The organism is Corynebacterium pseudokroppenstedtii, from assembly GCF_019754945.1.
GTDB lineage: Bacteria > Actinomycetota > Actinomycetes > Mycobacteriales > Mycobacteriaceae > Corynebacterium > Corynebacterium pseudokroppenstedtii.
Genome location: NZ_JAEUWU010000005.1, coordinates 128,347 through 146,899 on the forward strand (window position 1 = coordinate 128,347; position 18,553 = coordinate 146,899).

Sequence of the window (18,553 nt, forward strand, 5' to 3'; positions counted from 1 at the left end):
CAATGAGAGGTTCCATGGACCGCAAGAAAGTCATGCGCATAGCGACGGTCATCGCTATCATCATGCTCGGGATTTTCGCTTTCTCGGTATTTTCTAGCTCGACGCGCGGGTATCAAGATGTCGATACCTCCGTCGCCCTGAAGCAGCTCAAAGACGGCAACGTCAAAAAAGCCCAGATTAACGACAGGGAACAACAGCTCCAGCTAGACCTGAAGAAGAAAATTGACGAGGGCGACCACAAGGACGTCGACAAAGTCATAGCGAAATACCCTGCCAGGACGTCGGACCAGGTTTTCGACGCGGTTCAGAAATCCAATCCTGAGAGCTACACAACTAAGGTCACGCAGGATTCATGGCTGGGCCAGATGTTCGCCGTCCTCGGCCCCATGATCCTCTTCTTCCTGCTGATCATGTTCTTCTTCTCCCGCATGCAGGGCGGATCCGGTATGGGCGGCATGTTCGGCTTCGGTAAATCCAAGGCCAAAGAACTGACCAAAGACATGCCGAAAACCAACTTCGGCGACGTCGCCGGTGAAGAAGAAGCCGTCGAGGAACTCACCGAAATCCGTGACTTCCTCCAAGGGCCGGAACGGTATGAACGCCTCGGTGCAAAAATCCCGCGTGGCGTTCTGCTCTATGGGCCTCCCGGTACCGGTAAAACCCTGCTGGCGCGCGCAGTCGCAGGTGAAGCCGGCGTACCTTTCTATTCCATCTCAGGTTCAGACTTCGTCGAAATGTTCGTCGGTGTGGGTGCATCCCGCGTTCGTGACCTGTTCACGCAGGCCAAAGAAAATTCGCCATGCATCATCTTTATCGACGAGATCGACGCCGTCGGGCGTCAGCGTGGCTCGGGAATGGGCGGTGGCCATGATGAGCGCGAGCAGACCCTGAACCAGTTGCTGGTAGAAATGGATGGCTTCGGTGACCGCCAAGGTGTCATCCTGATCGCTGCAACGAACCGGCCGGACATTCTGGATCCCGCACTGTTGCGGCCGGGACGTTTTGACCGGCAGATTCCGGTGACTAACCCTGATCTTGCAGGTCGTGAGCAGATTCTCCGTGTTCACGCCAAGAACAAGCCCTTGGGCCCGGACGTGGACCTCAACTCGTTGGCTAAGCGAACCGCCGGTATGTCGGGTGCGGACCTGGCCAACGTGCTCAACGAAGCGGCGCTACTCACCGCGCGTGTGAACGGCAACATCATCACCGCCGACGCGCTCGAAGAAGCGACCGACCGCGTTGTCGGTGGGCCGCGTCGAAGCTCGAAGATCATCTCCGAGCACGAGAAGAAGGTCACCGCTTACCATGAAGGCGGGCACACGCTTGCCGCATGGGCGATGAAAGACATCGAACGCGTGTACAAGGTGACGATTCTGGCCCGCGGGCGCACAGGCGGCCACGCCATGACCGCCAGCGAAGACGACAAAGAAATGTACAACCGAGCAGAGCTTTTTGCCCGGTTAGTCTTCGCTATGGGCGGTAGGTCCGGTGAAGAGCTCATTTTCGGTAACCCGACGACGGGGGCCTCCGCGGATATCGAGCAGGCCACGAAAATCGCCCGCGCCATGGTGACCGAGTACGGTATGAGCCCCGACCTCGGAGCCGTAAAATACGGTGAGGAACAAGGCGACCCGTTCTCCGGGCGGGGAAGCGGCGGAAAGTTGGAATACTCCGACGATGTCGCGGCGACCATTGACAAACAGGTGCGCTACCTCATTGAAAAAGCCCACGACGAGGCCTACGCGATCCTAAAAGAAAACCGCGAGACCTTCGATCTCTTGGCCCAGAAGCTGCTGGAAAAAGAAACTCTGCGGCGCCCCGACCTCGAAGCCATCTTCACTAATGTGAAACCGCGCGAGCGGCTGGAAATCTTCACCAACGAAGACGTTCTCCACCCGAAAGATGACAAGGATCCCGTCAAGACCCCTGTGGAATTAGCACGTGAACGTGGCGAAGAGCCACCCAAGCGGCACGATTTCCTGGAAGCTTCCCGGCAGGCACGACGTGAACGTGAATCTGCTGTCAACCAGGCGAACGCTCAGTCGGTAAATGCTGGCGGCACTAATAACGCAGTGGGTGCTGGTCAGCAGGGATCGGTGCAGCAGGGACCTGGCGCGCAGGGCTCCGACACCCGTGGCTGGTCGGCGAGCGATGGCTCGGCTGGGGCGAACGGCAACTCCAACGCTGGATATGAAGGCCAAACGACGGTCATACCTCGCAATAATGGATCGTCGAATTACGGTAGCTACCCAGCCGGAACGCCAACGAGCCAGCCGACCCCAGGCTCGACCAATGACGATGGAACGCCCGTTTACGGTGGAACCCCACCGCCCGCCGGATGGACCGCCCCAGGATGGCCACCATCCGATCGCGCCCCCCGGTACTCGGAATCAGGTGAATCCCAGACCCCTGGTGCTCATCAAGCAGGTGCCCGCCACTCTGCTGAGAACCGAGGCACCACAGCAGGACAACCGGGCCAGCACCCAGGAATGCAGAACTACGGCGTCGGCCAACCAAGTGAACCCGCTGATAACGAACTCCACGGTTTCCGATTCCCGGAGAACGAACGCCCAGACCACCCCTGGGACGATGGGCGCCACAGCACCGGGGAGCAGAACTCGAGCGACAACGGACACAACCACGACGCCTCTGGCTACAACTGGTCCGATCACAACGGTTCGTCCGAGCAAGGCAACCGCCGTGAAGACGGTGACCACTGATGGCCGTCGACCATGAACGGGCGCGGGCGGCCGTCCGCGACCTGTTAATCGCCGTGGGGGAAGACCCCGATAGGGAAGGGCTCGTTGACACACCAGAGCGCGTCGCACGAGCCTATGAAGAAATTTTCGCCGGCCTCCACCAGGACCCGTCGGAAGTTCTCACCAAAACCTTCAACGAAGACCACCGCGAACTCGTGCTCGTCCGAGACATCCCCGTCTACTCCACCTGTGAGCATCACCTGGTCCCGTTCTATGGGAAAGCTCACATCGGGTACATTCCGGGGAAATCGGGGAAAGTCACCGGACTCTCCAAGCTGGCCCGGCTGGTTGACCTCTACGCCAAACGACCACAAGTGCAAGAACGCCTGACCAAGCAGGTCGCCGACGCCATGGTGAAGCGCCTACAACCCCAGGCGGTCATCGTCGTCATCGAATGTGAACACCTGTGCATGGCGATGCGGGGCATCCGCAAACCCGGGGCGACAACCACTACGTCCGCGGTTCGTGGCGGGTTCCAAACGAACCCAGCCAGCCGTGCCGAAGTACTCAGCCTCATCCGCGGATAACCACGTCAGCGTCGGAGCACACAAAACACAACAGGCGGAAGGAGCCAAATAAACATCATGGATGCACCACGCACACAAGTGATGGGTGTCCTAAACATCACCGACGACTCCTTCTCCGACGGCGGCCAATGGCTTCCCGCCGACCTCACGCGCTCCGACATCGCCGTCACCCACGCCCGCGACATGATCCGCGACGGAGCCACCATCATCGACATCGGCGGCGAATCCACCCGCCCCGGCGCCGTCCGAGTCACCGAACAGACCGAACTTCAGCGCGTGATGCCCGTCGTCGAAGCCCTCGCGAATGACGACGTTATGCTCTCCGTCGACACCATGCGCGCCACCGTCGCCCGGCAAGCCGTCCAAGCAGGGGCGACGCTCATCAACGACGTCTCCGGAGGACTGGCCGACCCGGACATGATCCGCGTGGCTGCAGACACCGGCGCATACCTGTGCCTCATGCACTGGGAAACCGACCGCTTCGGTGATGCCGACTCCCAGGGCGCAGCCGGCGCCAACCAAGGCGCCGACCACGGACCTCAGTTCGTCCGCCGCGTCGTCGATTTTCTCCGTCAGCGCGCCACCTACGCCAGTGAGCACGGCGTCGACAAGGAAAAAATCATCATCGACCCCGGGATCGGGTTCGCCAAATCGGCGCTCGGCAACTGGTCGCTGCTGAACGGCCTCGACCAACTCACCGAGCTCGGATACCCTGTCCTCATCGGAGTTTCCCGAAAACGTTTCCTGACCAGCCTCATCGCCGGATCCGACGGCATCCCCACCGCACCAGCCGACGCCGATGCAGCCACAGCAGCCATCAGCGCACTGGCCGCCGTCCACGGGGCATGGGCCGTCCGCGTACACGACGTGCGCCCCAACGTGGACGCCGTCAAAGTCGCCCACGCCTGGGCCACAGCCCACGGACCCGACGTACCCCAAGGATGGAGAGCACGACGTGGCTGACCGAATAGAACTCACAGGCGTCGAGGTATATGGACACCACGGGGTATTCCCGCACGAAAAACGCGATGGCCAGCGGTTTCTCACCGACGTCACCGTGTGGACCGACTTCCGCAAGGCAGCTGCTACCGACGATCTCACGCACACGATCAGCTACGCTGACATCGCCGACCTCATCGATGCCACCCTCGGCGGGCCCAGCCGCGACCTCATCGAAACCGTCGCCAGTGAGATCGCCGACACCCTCATCCTCAACAACCGGGTCCACGCCGTCGAAGTCACCATCCACAAACCCGACGCCCCCATCCCGCACCCCTTCGCTGACGTCGCCGTCGTCGCACGTCGAAGCCGAAAAGACCTCCGCCACGTCGTCCTATCCTTCGGCTCCAACATCACTGCCGACGGGATCACCCCAGGCCAACGGGTAGAACGTGCCATGCGCTGGTTCGAGACCAGCGCGGACTACCGCGTCATCGCCACGTCTTCGCTGTACACGACACCAGCCTGGGGCGGCGTCGAGCAGGACGACTTTATGAACTCCGTCGCCGTCGTCGAAACCATGAAAACACCCCACGACATGCTCGACGACGCGCACGAACTCGAACGCGACGCGCACCGCACGCGCGATGTCCACTGGGGGCCCCGGACCCTCGATATCGACCTCATCACCAGCATTAACAACGGATCCGAAGAACACTACGACACCGACGACCTCACGCTTCCGCACCCGTGGGCGCACCAACGTGCCTTCGTGCTCAAGCCGTGGTTGGACGTGGAACCCCACGCTCGGTTAGGGCGGCAGAGTATTGCTTCCCTGTTGGATAACCTGGATTCCCGCGAGGTAGAAGAGGTGAAACCGCAATGACCTCCACCAAGCCCACCTACCTTGTGGCCACCGCACTCATCGTCGGGTTCGGCGCATTCATGCTGATCTGGCGCTTTTATGGCTCCATCCCGGGGTTCAATCTGACGCTCCCGGTCATCCTGATCGTGCTCGCGGTCATCTGCACTATCGCGGGATTCATCATCAGAAAGCGGATCGCCGATAACGAAGTCGGGCAAGATCGATCACAAATCCACCCGCTCACCATCGCCCGATGCTTCGTCATGGGAACGTCCACAGCGTGGTTTGGGGCCATTTGTGCAGGATCGTACGCGGGTATAGCCGTCTACCTGTGGATCAATTACAGCCGGCTGATCGCCGCACGGGAGGACACACCCGCCGTCGTCGTCGGACTTATTGCAGCCATTCTTGTTGCCGCATCGGGTTTATGGCTGGAGCGTTGTTGCGGGGCACCCCCACCAAACGATGAAGATACGCAGTCTAGCAATGTAGTGTGGAGTTCATGACCGGCCCACAGCAATCCCACGATGGTTACGACAGCTCCAACAACCAGGGACACTATGACGACCAGTCGCCTGATTATCGCGACGATTACCCGCCCGCCAACACAGGTGGCAGTGGCAAGTTTTCCTTCGCGGCCATCGTCGTCATGCTGGTCTTTGCCGTTGTTGCGACGATCCTCATGCTCTTTACGGAGAGTGAAACATGGACCAAGATCGCTGTCCTCTGCGCCCTCTGGGCCGCCATCGTCGGATGTATTGCTGTAGCGCGCCTGCGGAAACAGGTGGATAACCAGCAGCGGGACACCGACAACCTTGAGCGCCTGCACCAAGCAGAGCTTGAACGGGAACTGGCTACCCACCGCGAGCAAGAACTCATCCTGGAGCAGAACTACTACGACTCGCTGCAGGAACAAGAGCAAAACACGCTGGCCGATATTCGTGCGGAACTCACCGTGCTTCGGGAAAACCTGTCCGCCATGATGGGCACCGATCTGGACACCGAGCGCACCGCCCTCAAAGCCGAGGCACAGCGCATTCTGGAATTGGAACGCGACACCAAAGAGCAATCATCGACGACGGAAGCGCGCACGAGTGGGTCGACGTCACGAACGTCATCTGTGCCGGCCTCGTCACACGCGCCATCGGGTAAGCGTGGGCAGAACCGTGGTGGAGCTGGTCAAACGCAGGGTGCCGGGAAAGCATCGGGTGCTGGGCGATCATCGGCCGCGCAGCAAGGGCGTGCGAACCAGTCGACGGCTGGATCACGCGCAGCCGATTCGACCTCCTCGCAGCAGGGTGATAATTCCCTGCGCACGGGTTCGTTTAATGCAGTGAAGTGGACTGCTCAGCCATCGCGTCGCTCAGGCTCGGGATATTCCGCGGATCAAACCACCGTATTGCCTTCTGTGGAGAAGAAGTCGAACCCGCAGGCTCAGCAGCGGTCGACCGGGTACGGGGCATCGCAGCAGGCTTCGCAACAGCAGCGGGCCCAGCAGTCTCGGACGCAGCAGCAACAGCCGGCTCAACAGCAGCCCACGCGGCAGGCAACCCAACAGCAGCCTGACCGTGCTGCTCAGAACAACCAGCGGTCGAGCGCGCCGCAGGGGAGCGCGGTGTACCGCGGCGCAGACCGTGACAACTCGCAATTCTTTGCATTCGGCGCGGGTTCGTCGTCAGCATCCTCGGCTCAGCCTGCATCCGGGGCGTCCCAGCCACAGTCGTCTCGAACGGAATCGACGCCCTATGTTGGTTCTCATCGCGGCCCAAACCCGAACGCCAATTCCGCGCAGAGCCGAAGCGCCGCACAAAGCGGCAGCACCATGGGCGGATCTCGTCGGAACACGGATCCCGATACAGGTTCTTTCGCTGCGTTCGGCTCGGGCCGCTCCTCGGCGCCGTCCTATGACCGCACCCACGCCCCGACCACGGGCGGTTTCCGGGCACAATCACCCAGCGCAGGATCCGCACCTGCATCCGGCGGCCAAACCGGTGGCCGCTCTCCGCACGAGGGCATGTTCACGGGGAGCCAGAGTTATGGCCCGTCGGCAAGTTCGTCGAACACTCCCGACCCGAGAGGCCGTCACGAAGGGCCACAGGACTCATCGTCGGGCGGCCGTCGGCGTCGGGCAGACAACGGAGACTCAAGCCAAAACGTCACCGTCGCATCCTTACTTGAACAGCTGAAGAAGAATAGCGAGAAGTAATAACCCACCATGTCTACACCGACGAATCCCGGGTTTGCGGCCGGTGAGCTGCGTGTTCATGATTCCGCCGAGACATTCGCAGCAACAACGAGGGCGTTGCGTAAAACGGGGAAGCGTATTGTTCTTGTCCCCACCATGGGGGCCCTGCACGCGGGTCACCGTGCTCTTCTCCGCGCAGCGCACAGGCTTCCCGGGGCCGTGGTGGCGTCGTCGGTTTTCGTGAACCCAGCCCAGTTCGATAACCCCGATGACTTCGAAAAATACCCCGTGACGCTGCAGCGTGACCTGGATATCCTTCGTGAGGAAGGCGTGTCCCTCGCGTTCACGCCCCAGGCTGAGGACATGTACCCTTACGGGACCCGGACAATGGTCCACCCCGGCCCCGTCGCCGAGGGGCTCGAAGGGGACCGCGATGGCCACTTTGTCGGTGTGGCCACGGTGGTCTCTAAGCTGCTCAATCTGTCCCATGCCACGGACATCGTGATGGGAGAGAAAGATTATCAGCAGTTGGTGATCATCCAGCAGCTGGTCACCGACCTCAACATGGAGGTCACGGTGCATGGGGTGCCGATCGTGCGGGAACATGATGGGCTGGCGCTCTCGTCGCGTAACGTTCGCCTGGACCCGGAGGCTCGCGTCACCGCGACGGCGATCTCGGCCGCGATGACCGCTGCGCTATACAAAGCAAAAGACGGTGCTCGCGCTGTCGAGGCGGAAGCTCGGCGGATCATGGAGGGCGAAGGCATTGATGTGCTTTACGCCGTTGTCCGCGGGAAAGATTTGGGGCCCGCTCCCGAGAACGGGGAGGGCCGTCTGCTTGTCGCCGCAAAGGTTGGTGGCGTGCGGTTGATCGATAACACCGGCGTCATGTTAGGGGAGCTTCCCGCCGACAGCACCGACACACCCGCCGCCCACTAAGCTTACAAAGCCGACTAGGGACGGCCCACAGGTTGCCTGTGAGGCAAGGTCAGCTACTCTTTATCGCGTGAGTAAAGCGACGAAAAACCAGGATGTCCCAGAGCAAGTTAAAGTTCGCAAGGCAAAAAGGGAGCGGTTGCTCTCCGAGGGAACTGCGCCGTACCCAGTCGACGTCGAGCGCACCCACACGCTGAAACAAATTCGCGACGCCTTCGTCGTCGATGAAGATAAAGCGGGGACCACCGAACAACGTGCCGACGGCACCGTTCGTCGTTATTTAGGTATCGGTGATGAAACGGACACTGAGGTGGCTGTGGCCGGGCGTGTGATTTTTATGCGCAATACCGGCAAGCTGTGTTTCGCCACGCTGCAAGAGGGGGACGGGACGCAGCTCCAGGCGATGCTGTCGCTCGCCGAGGTAGGGGAGGACGCCCTCAAACGCTGGAAGTCCGACGTCGATATGGGCGACTTCGTGTCCATTCGTGGTCGTGTGGTGTCGTCGCGCCGCGGCGAGCTGTCGGTGTTCGCGTCGACCTGGACATTGGCGTCAAAGGCCCTGCGCCCCCTGCCCGTGTCCTTCGCCGACATGAATGAGGACACCCGCATCCGCTACCGCTACACCGATTTGATTATGCGGGACGACGCCCGCCGCATGATGATCACCCGCGTGACCGTTGTGCGCGCTGTGCGTGAATACCTCCAGGGCCTGGGCTTCCTCGAGGTCGAGACTCCCATGTTGCAGACGTTGCATGGTGGCGCGGCCGCGCGCCCGTTTGTGACGCATTCCAACGCTCTAGACATGGATCTCTACCTGCGCATTGCGCCGGAACTGTACCTGAAGCGCTGCGTCGTCGGCGGTATTGAGAAGGTTTTCGAGGTCAACAGGAATTTCCGGAACGAGGGCATCGACTCCTCCCACAGCCCGGAGTTCGCCATGTTGGAAACCTATCAGGCCTACGCGACGTATGACGATAACGCCGCCTCCACGCAGGGCCTGATCCAGCATTGTGCGCGCGCCGTCAACAAGTTGGTACACGACAACTGGGATCCGGAGCAGGACCCGGATTCGCTGGTCGTCACTCTTGCCGACGGTTCCACTTACGATTTTGGTGGCGAGTGGCCGAAGCTGGACATGTATGACAGCTTGAACGAGGCTTTGCAGCGCAAGTTCCCCGGCCAGCCCGAGGTGACCATTCATTCGACTGTCGACGAATTGAAGGCGATCGCGGACACGATTGGTGTGGAACCGGGCACAGGATGGGGCCATGGAAAATTCGTCGAGGAAATCTGGGAAGAGCTGTGTGCTGACCAACTGGATGGCCCCGTGTTCGTCCGCAACTTCCCGGTCGAGACGTCCCCGTTGACGCGTGATCACCGGTCGAAGCCCGGTGTGACGGAGAAGTGGGATCTGTATGTCCGCGGTTTCGAATTGGCGACTGGCTATTCCGAGTTGATCGACCCCGTGATCCAGCGTCAGCGCTTTGAGGACCAGGCTCGTTTAGCCGCCGGTGGCGATGACGAAGCCATGGTCCTGGACGAGGACTTCCTCCAGGCCATGGAGCAGGGGATGCCCCCGACGGCGGGAACCGGAATGGGTATTGACCGCTTGCTGATGGCATTAACCGGCTTGGGGATTCGGGAAACCGTGCTGTTCCCGTTGGTGAAGCCGGAGCGGTAAGTAGCGCGGTGTGGCCCTGGGTGAGTACTCACCTGGGGCTTTTCTCGTGAGCTCGGTTTCATTGGGGCCTGATCGTGGCTTTGTCGGTTTTCTTTCGTCATTGTGACACCGATCACGCGCTTGTGCGTTATGCTTATGTTAGCTTCCTGGCAATGCATCGTCGACCGGTGTGTGGCCGACACGAACGACCGAAAGGCCTTTAATGTCTTCAACGAATGAACGCGACAATGGCTCGGGCTCCGCGGCAAGTGCCCGCGACAACGCTGCGAAATCCAGCGGCAAGAACTCCGACGGCAACGACTCAACCGTTGGGAAAAATAACATTAAGCGGGACGCGATGGGCACAGCAATGCGCCTGTTGACGCGAGTCACCGGCTCCGATTTCGCCGCGAAGTATGGCCTCAACGAACGCATTGACCGCGTTGCTTATGAGTCGACGAAGACAGGAATGAAGTCTCTCGGCGCAGCAACCCGCGAATTTAAGCGGGTCACCAGCGGGCAGTCGCCGATCCGCCTCCCGTTCCTCGGCTTGGGCGATGATAAGAAGATTGGCGACGAAAAACCCGACGCCGAGGCCGAGGAAAAAGCTGCGGAATCCAAGAAGATCGTGTGGGACCTCACGCCCGATGAGGACCAGGAGATGATCGTCGAGACGATCAAGGATTTCGCCGAGAAGCGCATTAGCCCGGCAGCACACGATGCCGATGAAGGCGCGGCTGTGTCTGAGGACCTCCGCAAAGAGGCGCTTGGCCTGGGCATTTCCATGGTGAACGTGCCGGAGGAATTCGAGGGAATCGCCACCGGGTCCAACCTCACGACGAATTTCCTCGTCACCGAGGCGTTGGCCCACGCGGACCCGGGGATTGCCTTGTCGGTGATGGCCCCGGCCGGTGTCGCCGCGACCTTGACCGCGTACGGTTCGGACGAGCAGCAGCGCACCTATTTGCCAGCATTCGCGGGCGAGGACATTCCGATCTCCGCGGTGTCCGTCGCCGAGCCTCAGCCGCTGTTCGATCCTTTCTCCTTGTCGACGACTGCCCGCCGCGAGGGCGATGACGTGGTGATCGAGGGCGTCAAGGCCCTGGTTCCCGACGCTGGCAATTGCGAACTGTTCGTCGTCGCCACCATGCTTGACGATGCTCCGACGCTCGTCATCGTCGAATCTGATGCCGATGGCGTCGTGATTGAGCCCGACCCGAGCATGGGATTCCGCGCGGCAGGACTGGGACGGCTGCTTTTGAACGACGTGCGTGTTCCCGCGTCGAACATTCTTGGCGGGGAGGATCGCTCTGCGGAGGACAGGGAGAGCGACTACCGGAACATTATTCGGCGGTCCCGGTTGGGCTGGGCCGCGTTGGCTGTGGGGGCATGTTCGGCGGTGCTGGACTATGTGAAGCCGTACGTCAACGAACGTCAGGCGTTTGGTGAGCCGATTTCTCACCGCCAGGCGGTGGCGTTCGCGGTGGCGAACATCCGCATTGAACTCGACGGCATGCGTTTGGTCGCGCTGCGTGGTTGCTCCCGCGCGGACCAGGGGCTGACGTTCCACCGCGAGGCAGCCCTGGCCCGTGACTTGGCGGCCGAGAAGGGCATGGCGATCGGGTCAGATGGAGTCCAACTGCTGGGTGGTCATGGTTATACCAAGGAGCATCCGGTGGAGCGGTGGTACAGGGATCTGCGTGCAATCGGCGTCGCTGAAGGAACGATCGTTCTGTAAACAGCCAGCCAGAACCGGCGTGAGCTGGCACCTGGCCCGCGATGTACGCACACATGAACACGATGTTGTCAACCGAATAGAACCCGCAGCGTTGAACGCTCTTATGTGACCCCGGAGGGACACAATCATGATTAACCTAGAACTTCCTGGCTTCTTGAAGAAGGGTGCGAACCCTGGGCATCAGGCGGCCGCCGAAATCTTCCGACCCATTTCCCGTAAGTACGACCTCGCCGAGCACGAGCGCCCCGTCGAACTCGACACCATGGCCAGCATGGTGGAAGGTATGGCCGACGCTGGCCGCGGAATGGCAGGCGCGTCGGGTGGTCGCGGAGATAAGAAGAAAAAGTCCGACGGCATCCGCAATGGCGGGAATATGGCCGCGGTGCTGAACGTACTTGAGCTGTGCTGGGGCGATGTGGCCCTCACGCTGTCCATCCCGTACCAGGGCCTCGGAAACTCCGCCATCGCGGCCGTCGCGACGGATGAGCAGTTGGAGCGCATCGGTAAGGTGTGGGCTTCCATGGCTATCACCGAGCCTGGCTTCGGCTCGGACTCCGCTGCCGTGTCAACAACAGCGACTCTCGACGGCGACGAGTACGTCATTAACGGTGAAAAGATCTTCGTGACGGCCGGTGAGCGCTCCGACCACGTCGTCGTGTGGGCGAGTGTGGATAAGTCCAAAGGCCGGGCGGCTATTAAGTCGTTCGTCGTTCCGAAGTCAGCAGACGGCTTCACCGTGGAACGGTTGGAGCACAAGCTGGGTATTAAGGCGTCGGACACGGCGGTATTGCGCCTGGATAACGTGCGCGTCCCGAAGGAGAACCTGTTGGGTTCGCCGGAGGTGAGCACGAAGAAGGGCTTCGCCGGTGCGATGGCGACGTTCGATAACACGCGTCCGCTGGTCGCGGCGATGGCCGTCGGATGTGCCCGTGGCGCGTTGGAAAAGCTCCGTGAGGTGCTGGAAGACGCCGGTGAGGTCATCGATTATGACAAGCCGAAGTATGCTCAGTCGGCTGCCGTAGCGGAATACCTCGATTTGGAGAGCGATTGGGAAGCTGCGTACCTGTTGACGCTGCGTGCGGCGTGGATGGCGGATAATAAGAAGCCAAACACCAAGGAAGCGTCGATTGCGAAGGCGAAGGCAGGGCGCGTCGGAACTCATGTCACGCTCAAGGCTGTGGAATTGGCTGGGCCGTGGGGCTACTCCGAACGCGAGCTGCTGGAAAAGTGGGGGCGCGATTCCAAGATTCTGGACATCTTCGAGGGAACGCAGCAGATTCAGCAGTTGGTTGTTGCCCGCCGTGAGCTGGGGCTGAGCTCTAAGGAATTGAAGTAGACGGCGCGAGGGCTTAACCGCTCTCACACCTCACCCGCGCCGGGATTGTGCGATCGACAGCGTGTGTCTGTTGTGTAGTACGAAACTCGTGCATGGCGACAGCCCTGTCTGCGGACACGTTAGCTAGGGACGTTAAGTAGAGTATCCACTCATGATCTTCTTAGGCGCAGTTGTTGCTGCTCTGGCGGCCCTCCTTCATGTTTTCATCTTTTATTTAGAGTCGGTGGCGTGGACTGGTTCTCGCGCGCGATCAGTATTCGGGATGAGCGAAGACGAAGCAGTATCTACAAAGGAACTAGCGTTTAACCAGGGTTTTTATAATCTCTTTCTCGCCCTCGAGGTGTTCGTAGCTCTTGGTTTCTTGGTTGCCGGAGCGACGGCCGTCGGTGGTGCTTTAGCCCTCGCCGGCGTGGGGTCGATGCTTGCTGCGGCGCTCGTTTTGTGGGTATGGTCACCCGACAACCGCAGTGCAGCCGTCAAGCAGGGGTCACTCCCTCTGCTTGCCGTCATTCTCATCACCATCGGACTCTGCGCGTAACAAAAGTGCTGTAGCGCCGCGGAAAAATCCCCGAATAATCCAGAATGAACCTGGAAACGAGAATAAGCGGGTTCGTTATACTGTCGGCATGGCTTCTTCGCTTGATGGACGTTTGTACCGCTCGGAGATCATCGAGGATCTCACCCGTCGTGTCGCAGCGTTAAAAGATGCGGGTTACCAGCCGGGTTTAGGCACAGTGCTGGTTGGTGATGATCCTGGCAGCCAAGCGTACGTCCGCATGAAGCACAAGGACTGCGAGCAGATCGGCATCCGTTCCATTCGGAAGGATCTCCCGTCGGATATTTCCCAGGAGGACCTCTCTGCTGTTATCGATGAGCTCAATGCCGACGACGCCTGCACCGGCTATATCGTCCAGCTCCCGTTGCCGAAGCACCTAGATGAAAACGCCGTGTTGGAGCAGATTGACCCGGAGAAAGACGCCGATGGCCTGCATCCGGTGAACTTGGGGAAGCTGGTGCTGAATGAGCCGGCCCCGCTGCCGTGTACGCCCAATGGCTGTATTCATTTGTTGCGACGTTTCGGTGTGGAGCTCAATGGCATGAAAGTCGTCATCATCGGCAGGGGGATTACCGTCGGCCGACCGCTCGGCTTGATGCTGACCCGCCGAAGCGAGAACAGCACGGTGACCCTGTGTCACACGGGGACGAAAGATGTGGCGGCCGAGACTCGCGTGGCCGACGTCGTTATTGCCGCGGCTGGTAAACCACATATGTTGACCGCGGACATGATTAAACCCGGTGCAGCCGTGCTGGATGTGGGTGTTTCTCGTGTCGACGGCAAGCTGACGGGCGATGTTGCACCCGATGTGTGGGATAAAGCAGCGTGGGTGAGCCCGAACCCCGGGGGCGTCGGGCCAATGACGCGTTCATTCCTGATGGCGAACGTGGTGGAACGCGGTGAGCGTTTGGCAGGGATAGCGTAATGAGTGGCACTGGGAAGACACCCATTCCCGACGCATACGTGAAGTGGGGGAATCATCTGCGGGGAAAAACCGCACAGAAGTCGATGCTGTCGAACCCGCACGACGGGGATTTCGTCTCCCCCATCCCGTTGGTGTACCAGCGCATCGTAGTGGCCCTATTTGTGGTCGGGATGTCTGTCGCCGCCCTCTTTGTCGCGTTCGAGCACTGGCGACGGGGGTCGTTCGTGATGGGGGCCAGCATGGTGTGGCTGGCCATCGCCCGGGCGACGTGCGACTCGGAAGCTTTGGGCGTTCTCTCCGTCCGTTCCCGGCGCTTTGATGTCGCTTTTTGTTTCGGAGTGGGCCTGGTGGTGCTGTACTTAGCCGTGTCAATGGACGCGATGGCCGGCTAACCCGGCCGCGTCATCTCACCACTATTTCGGTGTGATCGTGATCCGCACGTTCTTGTCCTGCGCCGTGACATGCACCGTCGTGCCGTCCTTAGCGACCTCAGCCGTTCCACCTTCAACATTGATGGTGAATCCGTTGGGGTAGTTCACGGTAGGAACGACAACCTCGCTGGTGATGTCCTTATCGAACGTCCTTTTACCGTCCACGCGGTCCGTCGTCCAGCTGGCCGTGTAGGTTTTTGCCTTTGGATCCCAGTGCGTCGACGTCGGCGTTCCGGCAGCTGCACGGAGGTGCGGTGCCGCAACAATGGCCAGTTTGTCTTTGTTCACAGCGTCGGCAGTGACGGGTCCACCGACGGTTGGATCAGCAACAATTCCCTGTTCCTTCTGGTTTTGGGTGGTCGGATCGTCACACCCGCAGTAGGACCAGTATTGCCATCCGGTGAGGTGCTGGCGGGCCAAGTTAGTGACGCCGAGCAGGGTGTCGGCGTCGTCGGTCGCGCCGAATTCGGAAAGCAGCGTCGCCGAGTTGTTAGCCGCGGATACCTTGTCGGCATTGTTGAAAGTGATGCCATCGGGGATGGTGCACCCGGTGTACGTGCCAGCGATGGCATTGGTCGGGCAGTACACGTGCCAGCTGAGCGCGGTTCCCGCAGATGCGGGGACGCGCGGTGCCGTCGGGCGAGTGTTGAAGCCCATGTTCCACATGGAGTACGGCTCGTAGTGAACGATTGCCTGGGGGTCGGCGGCGGTGATGGAATCTGCGGCCTTTTGGTGGAGTGCGTCGAGGTGCTGGGTGGCCGCCCCACAATCGCCGAGGGCGAGGTAGCACAGTGGGTACGCGCTGCCGGGCCACGGCTCATTCATGATGTCGTACCCCATCATGCCTGGTAGCGAACCCATTTTCTCAGCGACGTGCTTCCACATGGCGGCATAGCGCTCTTGCAGGCCAACGCCCCCGGGGCCGGGCTTATTCGTCAGGAAGTTGTCATAGGCGCGAATCAGGCCGATATTGACCGCTTGGTTAGTGGGGAAGCCGACTTTCAGCAGGCTCGGCAGGCCATCGTCGATAACTGCCCAGTCGGGGGCGAATTCGCCTTCGAACTTCTCGTTGTACATGTCCTGGTGGGCGTCAATCAACGTCATGATGCCACGTTTGCTCAGCATCGTGACAGTGTTCGCGATGGAGTCCAGGTAAGTGTCGTCGTACTGTCCCGGTTCGGGTTCGACAGCTTTCCAAATGATGCCCAGGCGGACGGAGTCAAAACCTTCCTTGGCAAGCCAGTCGGCGTCGTCCTCGTTGAAGCCACCGGCTTCGGCGGTGTAGGGCGGGTGTTTGTACACCATGTTGACGCCCTGGGTGAGGACCGCGCGGCCGCTGCCGTCGGTGTACCATTTTCCACTTTGCCCGATGTGCCCTCGGGCGGTGATGGAGGCCGGTTCCTGTTGGCTGCCGGCGAGTGCTGTGCGTGGTAGGAAGGTCATTGCCGACGCAACAAGCACGGTGGCTGCGATGATGGCGAACAATGCGCGACTATGTGTTGCCACCAATCCACGGGTACGTGTTGCTAACGATGCGCGGATATGTGGCGCGGGGGAGCTGCTCGGGCTGGGGAGTACGCCCGGGAAATGAGTTTTCATAGTTGTTATCGTACTGGGCGCGATTGTGGTCTGGTGCACCAGAATGTGGGTAGTGGAAGGGCTCGCGAGCTGGCGTTAAGGTAGGGACATTGTGCCCAGGCGGTCGGCCCGCCAGCACGTCGCTTCATCTATGAGGAGGTTAAAGGAAGAATGGCAGAGGCTTCACGCGTTTCAAGCGCTTCACGCGTTTCGGGGGTTTCCCGTGGGGACGAGGATGTGACGATCCGGCGTGCTCAGGAAGAGGATAGGGATTTCCTGATCCGCATGAATCACTTGACGGAGACGTGGGGTGATGAGGACGCTGCCCAGGAACGGGACTTTTCCGAATCGGACGGTCACTACGTCGGCAAGTGGACCCCTGACCAGGGCGGAGTGATTGCAGTTCGGGATGATGAGCCGATTGGTGCGGCGTGGTTGCGTACGTTTACCGCGGAGGATCCGGGGACCGGTTTCGTGGAGGAGAAGTATCCGGAGGTGGCCATCGCTCTGGCGCCAGGTCACACCGGCGGGGGCCTTGGCCGTCGTTTATTAACTGCGGCTCTGGATCAGGCGCGGGATGATGGGCGCCCGGGAGTGAGTTTGTGTGTAGAGAAGGGCAATGACCGTGCCCAGGCGTTGTATGAGAAACTTGGTTTCCGCTACGTGACGACGAGGGAGTCTGAGGGTAGTACGTACACGGTGATGGTTCACACCTATGAATGATCGATGAATGATCGGAGCAAAACTCTATGAAATCCATGGTCACTGATTATTTGGACGAGGTTCTCGAGGACGTTCGCCCAGGTGATCGGGGTGCTCCCGCGAGCTACATTCCGGAACTGGCCAATGTTGACCCCGAGAGATTCGGCGTGAGCTTGGCGACGATCGACGGCAAGGTGTACGGCTCGGGCGATACGGAGACCGAGTTCACCATCCAGTCGATCGCGAAGCCATTTGTGTACGCGCTTGCTCTGGAAGACCGTGGTTTTCGCGACGTGTTGAAGCGTGTCAGCGTGGAACCGTCCGGTGAGGCTTTCAACGAGGTGTCCCTGGATGAGGAGGGGCGTCCTCTCAATCCGATGATTAATGCGGGCGCGCTGACGACGCATTCGTTGGTGGGCGGTGACGATTGGACCCAGGGGCAGCGCCTGCAGCGGATCATCGACGGGCTGTCGGCCTTCGCTGGCCGTCGGCTGCAGGTCGATGAGCGGGTGTGCGGCTCGGAGCTGGACCACGCTCACCGGAACTTGTCCATCGCCCACATGCTCCGCAGCTACGACATATTTCCCCAGGATCCGCGCGTGATCGTGGAGGGCTACACGCGGTCCTGCTCTCTTCTGGTATCGACGCGGGACCTGGCGATCATGGCTGCGACCTTGGCGAACAAGGGAATCAACCCGATCACCGGCGAGAAGGTCGTGTCGGGTCGCGTGGTCCGCCAGGTGTTGAGCGTCATGACGACGTGCGGGATGTATGACGCCGCGGGCGACTGGGTGACCCAGGTCGGCATCCCCGCCAAGTCGGGCGTCGCAGGTGGTTTGATCGGCGCATTGCCTGGCCAGATTGGGGTGGCGACGTTTTCCCCTCGGCTGGACGAACATGGCAACAGTGTGCGTGGTGTCCGTCTGTTCGAGCGGATGTCCCGGGACATGGGGATCCACCTCATGGAGGTTCCGCCTTCGGTGCAGACGGTGATTCGCAACACGACGGTGCTCGTCCAGGACCTGACTGACAACGAGAAGGCGCAGGGGGTGAAGCCGCAAAAGATCAAGGTCTATTCGATCCAGGGGAGTTTGCGTTTCGCGGGTGCGGAGAAGATCGTCCGCGAGTTCTCTAGCACGACGATTAAAGAGCCGGCTGTGGCCCTGGACCTGACCGATGTTCACGCATTGGATGGAGTCGCGCGGCGCATGATTCTCGAGGTGGCGCGTCGTTTAACTTTGGACGGTAAGCGCGTGTATCTGATCGATCCGGCCGATGTTATTCCGAAGCCCGATCCTGGTGATGGTGGGCAGGTCATTGTTGTCCAGGATCGCGCGGAGCTCAGGGCTCACCAGCCTGAGAAGCGTAAGAAAGGGAAGAAGGGTAAGTCCGTTAAGAAAGGGAAGAAGAAATAGC

Annotated in this window: 16 protein-coding genes; 15 read left to right on the forward strand and 1 reads right to left on the reverse strand. The window is 60.5% G+C overall.

Features of this window, described 5'->3' with window-relative positions; all coding sequences use genetic code 11:
- Positions 1-14: 14 nt before the first annotated feature.
- The 13 genes from ftsH (at position 15) to JMN36_RS09535 (ending at position 14,818) form a co-directional block, all read left to right on the forward strand.
- Positions 15-2,720 (forward strand): ATP-dependent zinc metalloprotease FtsH, encoded by a 2,706-nt coding sequence (ftsH, locus tag JMN36_RS09475; protein WP_236881872.1) that lies wholly within the window; start codon positions 15-17, stop codon positions 2,718-2,720.
- A complete protein-coding gene (gene folE / locus JMN36_RS09480) occupies positions 2,720-3,286 on the forward strand; it encodes a GTP cyclohydrolase I FolE (protein WP_046202699.1) in 567 nt (188 codons plus the stop codon). Before ftsH ends, folE begins: the two co-directional genes overlap by 1 nt.
- A gap of 57 nt (positions 3,287-3,343) precedes the next feature.
- Positions 3,344-4,249, forward strand: coding sequence for a dihydropteroate synthase (folP, locus tag JMN36_RS09485; RefSeq protein ID WP_221924324.1), 906 nt, complete (start codon positions 3,344-3,346; stop codon positions 4,247-4,249).
- Positions 4,242-5,111 carry a dihydroneopterin aldolase gene (gene folB, locus JMN36_RS11125; protein ID WP_204087437.1) on the forward strand — a complete coding sequence of 290 codons (870 nt, stop codon included), beginning with the start codon at positions 4,242-4,244 and terminating at the stop codon, positions 5,109-5,111. Before folP ends, folB begins: the two co-directional genes overlap by 8 nt.
- The gene (locus JMN36_RS09495) at positions 5,108-5,596 is read left to right on the forward strand and encodes a DUF3180 domain-containing protein (protein ID WP_204087436.1); all 489 of its coding nucleotides are present in this window, start codon (positions 5,108-5,110) and stop codon (positions 5,594-5,596) included. The genes folB and JMN36_RS09495 overlap by 4 nt, the downstream gene beginning before the upstream one ends.
- Positions 5,593-7,296 (forward strand): DUF6779 domain-containing protein, encoded by a 1,704-nt coding sequence (locus tag JMN36_RS09500; RefSeq protein WP_204087435.1) that lies wholly within the window; start codon positions 5,593-5,595, stop codon positions 7,294-7,296. The genes JMN36_RS09495 and JMN36_RS09500 overlap by 4 nt, the downstream gene beginning before the upstream one ends.
- Before the next feature lie 9 nt (positions 7,297-7,305).
- Positions 7,306-8,214, forward strand: a complete 909-nt coding sequence (gene panC, locus JMN36_RS09505) for a pantoate--beta-alanine ligase (RefSeq protein WP_204087434.1) — start codon at positions 7,306-7,308, stop codon at positions 8,212-8,214.
- 67 nt (positions 8,215-8,281) lie between these two features.
- Positions 8,282-9,892 (forward strand): lysine--tRNA ligase, encoded by a 1,611-nt coding sequence (gene lysS / locus JMN36_RS09510; protein ID WP_012732256.1) that lies wholly within the window; start codon positions 8,282-8,284, stop codon positions 9,890-9,892.
- A 202-nt stretch (positions 9,893-10,094) separates the two neighbouring features.
- A complete protein-coding gene (locus JMN36_RS09515) occupies positions 10,095-11,609 on the forward strand; it encodes an acyl-CoA dehydrogenase family protein (RefSeq protein ID WP_236881870.1) in 1,515 nt (504 codons plus the stop codon).
- Between the two features lie 127 nt (positions 11,610-11,736).
- Positions 11,737-12,945 (forward strand): acyl-CoA dehydrogenase family protein, encoded by a 1,209-nt coding sequence (locus tag JMN36_RS09520; RefSeq protein ID WP_204087433.1) that lies wholly within the window; start codon positions 11,737-11,739, stop codon positions 12,943-12,945.
- A gap of 151 nt (positions 12,946-13,096) precedes the next feature.
- Positions 13,097-13,483 carry a DUF1304 domain-containing protein gene (locus JMN36_RS09525; protein WP_204087432.1) on the forward strand — a complete coding sequence of 129 codons (387 nt, stop codon included), beginning with the start codon at positions 13,097-13,099 and terminating at the stop codon, positions 13,481-13,483.
- Between the two features lie 88 nt (positions 13,484-13,571).
- Entirely contained in the window at positions 13,572-14,426 is an 855-nt protein-coding gene (locus JMN36_RS09530) for a bifunctional methylenetetrahydrofolate dehydrogenase/methenyltetrahydrofolate cyclohydrolase (protein WP_204087431.1), read from the forward strand.
- Positions 14,426-14,818 carry a DUF3017 domain-containing protein gene (locus tag JMN36_RS09535; RefSeq protein ID WP_204087430.1) on the forward strand — a complete coding sequence of 131 codons (393 nt, stop codon included), beginning with the start codon at positions 14,426-14,428 and terminating at the stop codon, positions 14,816-14,818. The genes JMN36_RS09530 and JMN36_RS09535 overlap by 1 nt, the downstream gene beginning before the upstream one ends.
- 21 nt (positions 14,819-14,839) lie before the next feature.
- Here the strand turns inward: JMN36_RS09535 and JMN36_RS09540 are convergent, their stop codons facing one another.
- Positions 14,840-16,456, reverse strand: coding sequence for a cellulase family glycosylhydrolase (locus JMN36_RS09540; RefSeq protein ID WP_236883102.1), 1,617 nt, complete (start codon positions 16,454-16,456; stop codon positions 14,840-14,842).
- 150 nt (positions 16,457-16,606) lie between these two features.
- On the opposite strand from JMN36_RS09540, the gene JMN36_RS09545 reads away from it, so the two are divergent.
- On the forward strand, positions 16,607-17,158 hold the full coding sequence (locus tag JMN36_RS09545; RefSeq protein WP_204087429.1) for a GNAT family N-acetyltransferase: 552 nt from the start codon (positions 16,607-16,609) through the stop codon (positions 17,156-17,158).
- Between the two features lie 26 nt (positions 17,159-17,184).
- Positions 17,185-18,552, forward strand: a complete 1,368-nt coding sequence (locus tag JMN36_RS09550; protein WP_221924325.1) for a glutaminase — start codon at positions 17,185-17,187, stop codon at positions 18,550-18,552.
- The last annotated feature ends 1 nt before the right edge of the window (position 18,553 follow it).

Coding starts and splice junctions, on each gene's coding strand:
- folP (WP_221924324.1), top strand. CDS start 3,344: ATGGATGCACCACGCACACAAGTGATGGGTGTCCTAAACATCACCGAC.
- JMN36_RS09545 (WP_204087429.1), top strand. CDS start 16,607: ATGGCAGAGGCTTCACGCGTTTCAAGCGCTTCACGCGTTTCGGGGGTT.
- panC (WP_204087434.1), top strand. CDS start 7,306: ATGTCTACACCGACGAATCCCGGGTTTGCGGCCGGTGAGCTGCGTGTT.
- JMN36_RS09495 (WP_204087436.1), top strand. CDS start 5,108: ATGACCTCCACCAAGCCCACCTACCTTGTGGCCACCGCACTCATCGTC.
- JMN36_RS09500 (WP_204087435.1), top strand. CDS start 5,593: ATGACCGGCCCACAGCAATCCCACGATGGTTACGACAGCTCCAACAAC.
- JMN36_RS09535 (WP_204087430.1), top strand. CDS start 14,426: ATGAGTGGCACTGGGAAGACACCCATTCCCGACGCATACGTGAAGTGG.
- JMN36_RS09550 (WP_221924325.1), top strand. CDS start 17,185: ATGAAATCCATGGTCACTGATTATTTGGACGAGGTTCTCGAGGACGTT.
- folE (WP_046202699.1), top strand. CDS start 2,720: ATGGCCGTCGACCATGAACGGGCGCGGGCGGCCGTCCGCGACCTGTTA.
- JMN36_RS09525 (WP_204087432.1), top strand. CDS start 13,097: ATGATCTTCTTAGGCGCAGTTGTTGCTGCTCTGGCGGCCCTCCTTCAT.
- ftsH (WP_236881872.1), top strand. CDS start 15: ATGGACCGCAAGAAAGTCATGCGCATAGCGACGGTCATCGCTATCATC.
- JMN36_RS09515 (WP_236881870.1), top strand. CDS start 10,095: ATGTCTTCAACGAATGAACGCGACAATGGCTCGGGCTCCGCGGCAAGT.
- JMN36_RS09530 (WP_204087431.1), top strand. CDS start 13,572: ATGGCTTCTTCGCTTGATGGACGTTTGTACCGCTCGGAGATCATCGAG.
- JMN36_RS09540 (WP_236883102.1), bottom strand. CDS start 16,456: ATGAAAACTCATTTCCCGGGCGTACTCCCCAGCCCGAGCAGCTCCCCC.
- JMN36_RS09520 (WP_204087433.1), top strand. CDS start 11,737: ATGATTAACCTAGAACTTCCTGGCTTCTTGAAGAAGGGTGCGAACCCT.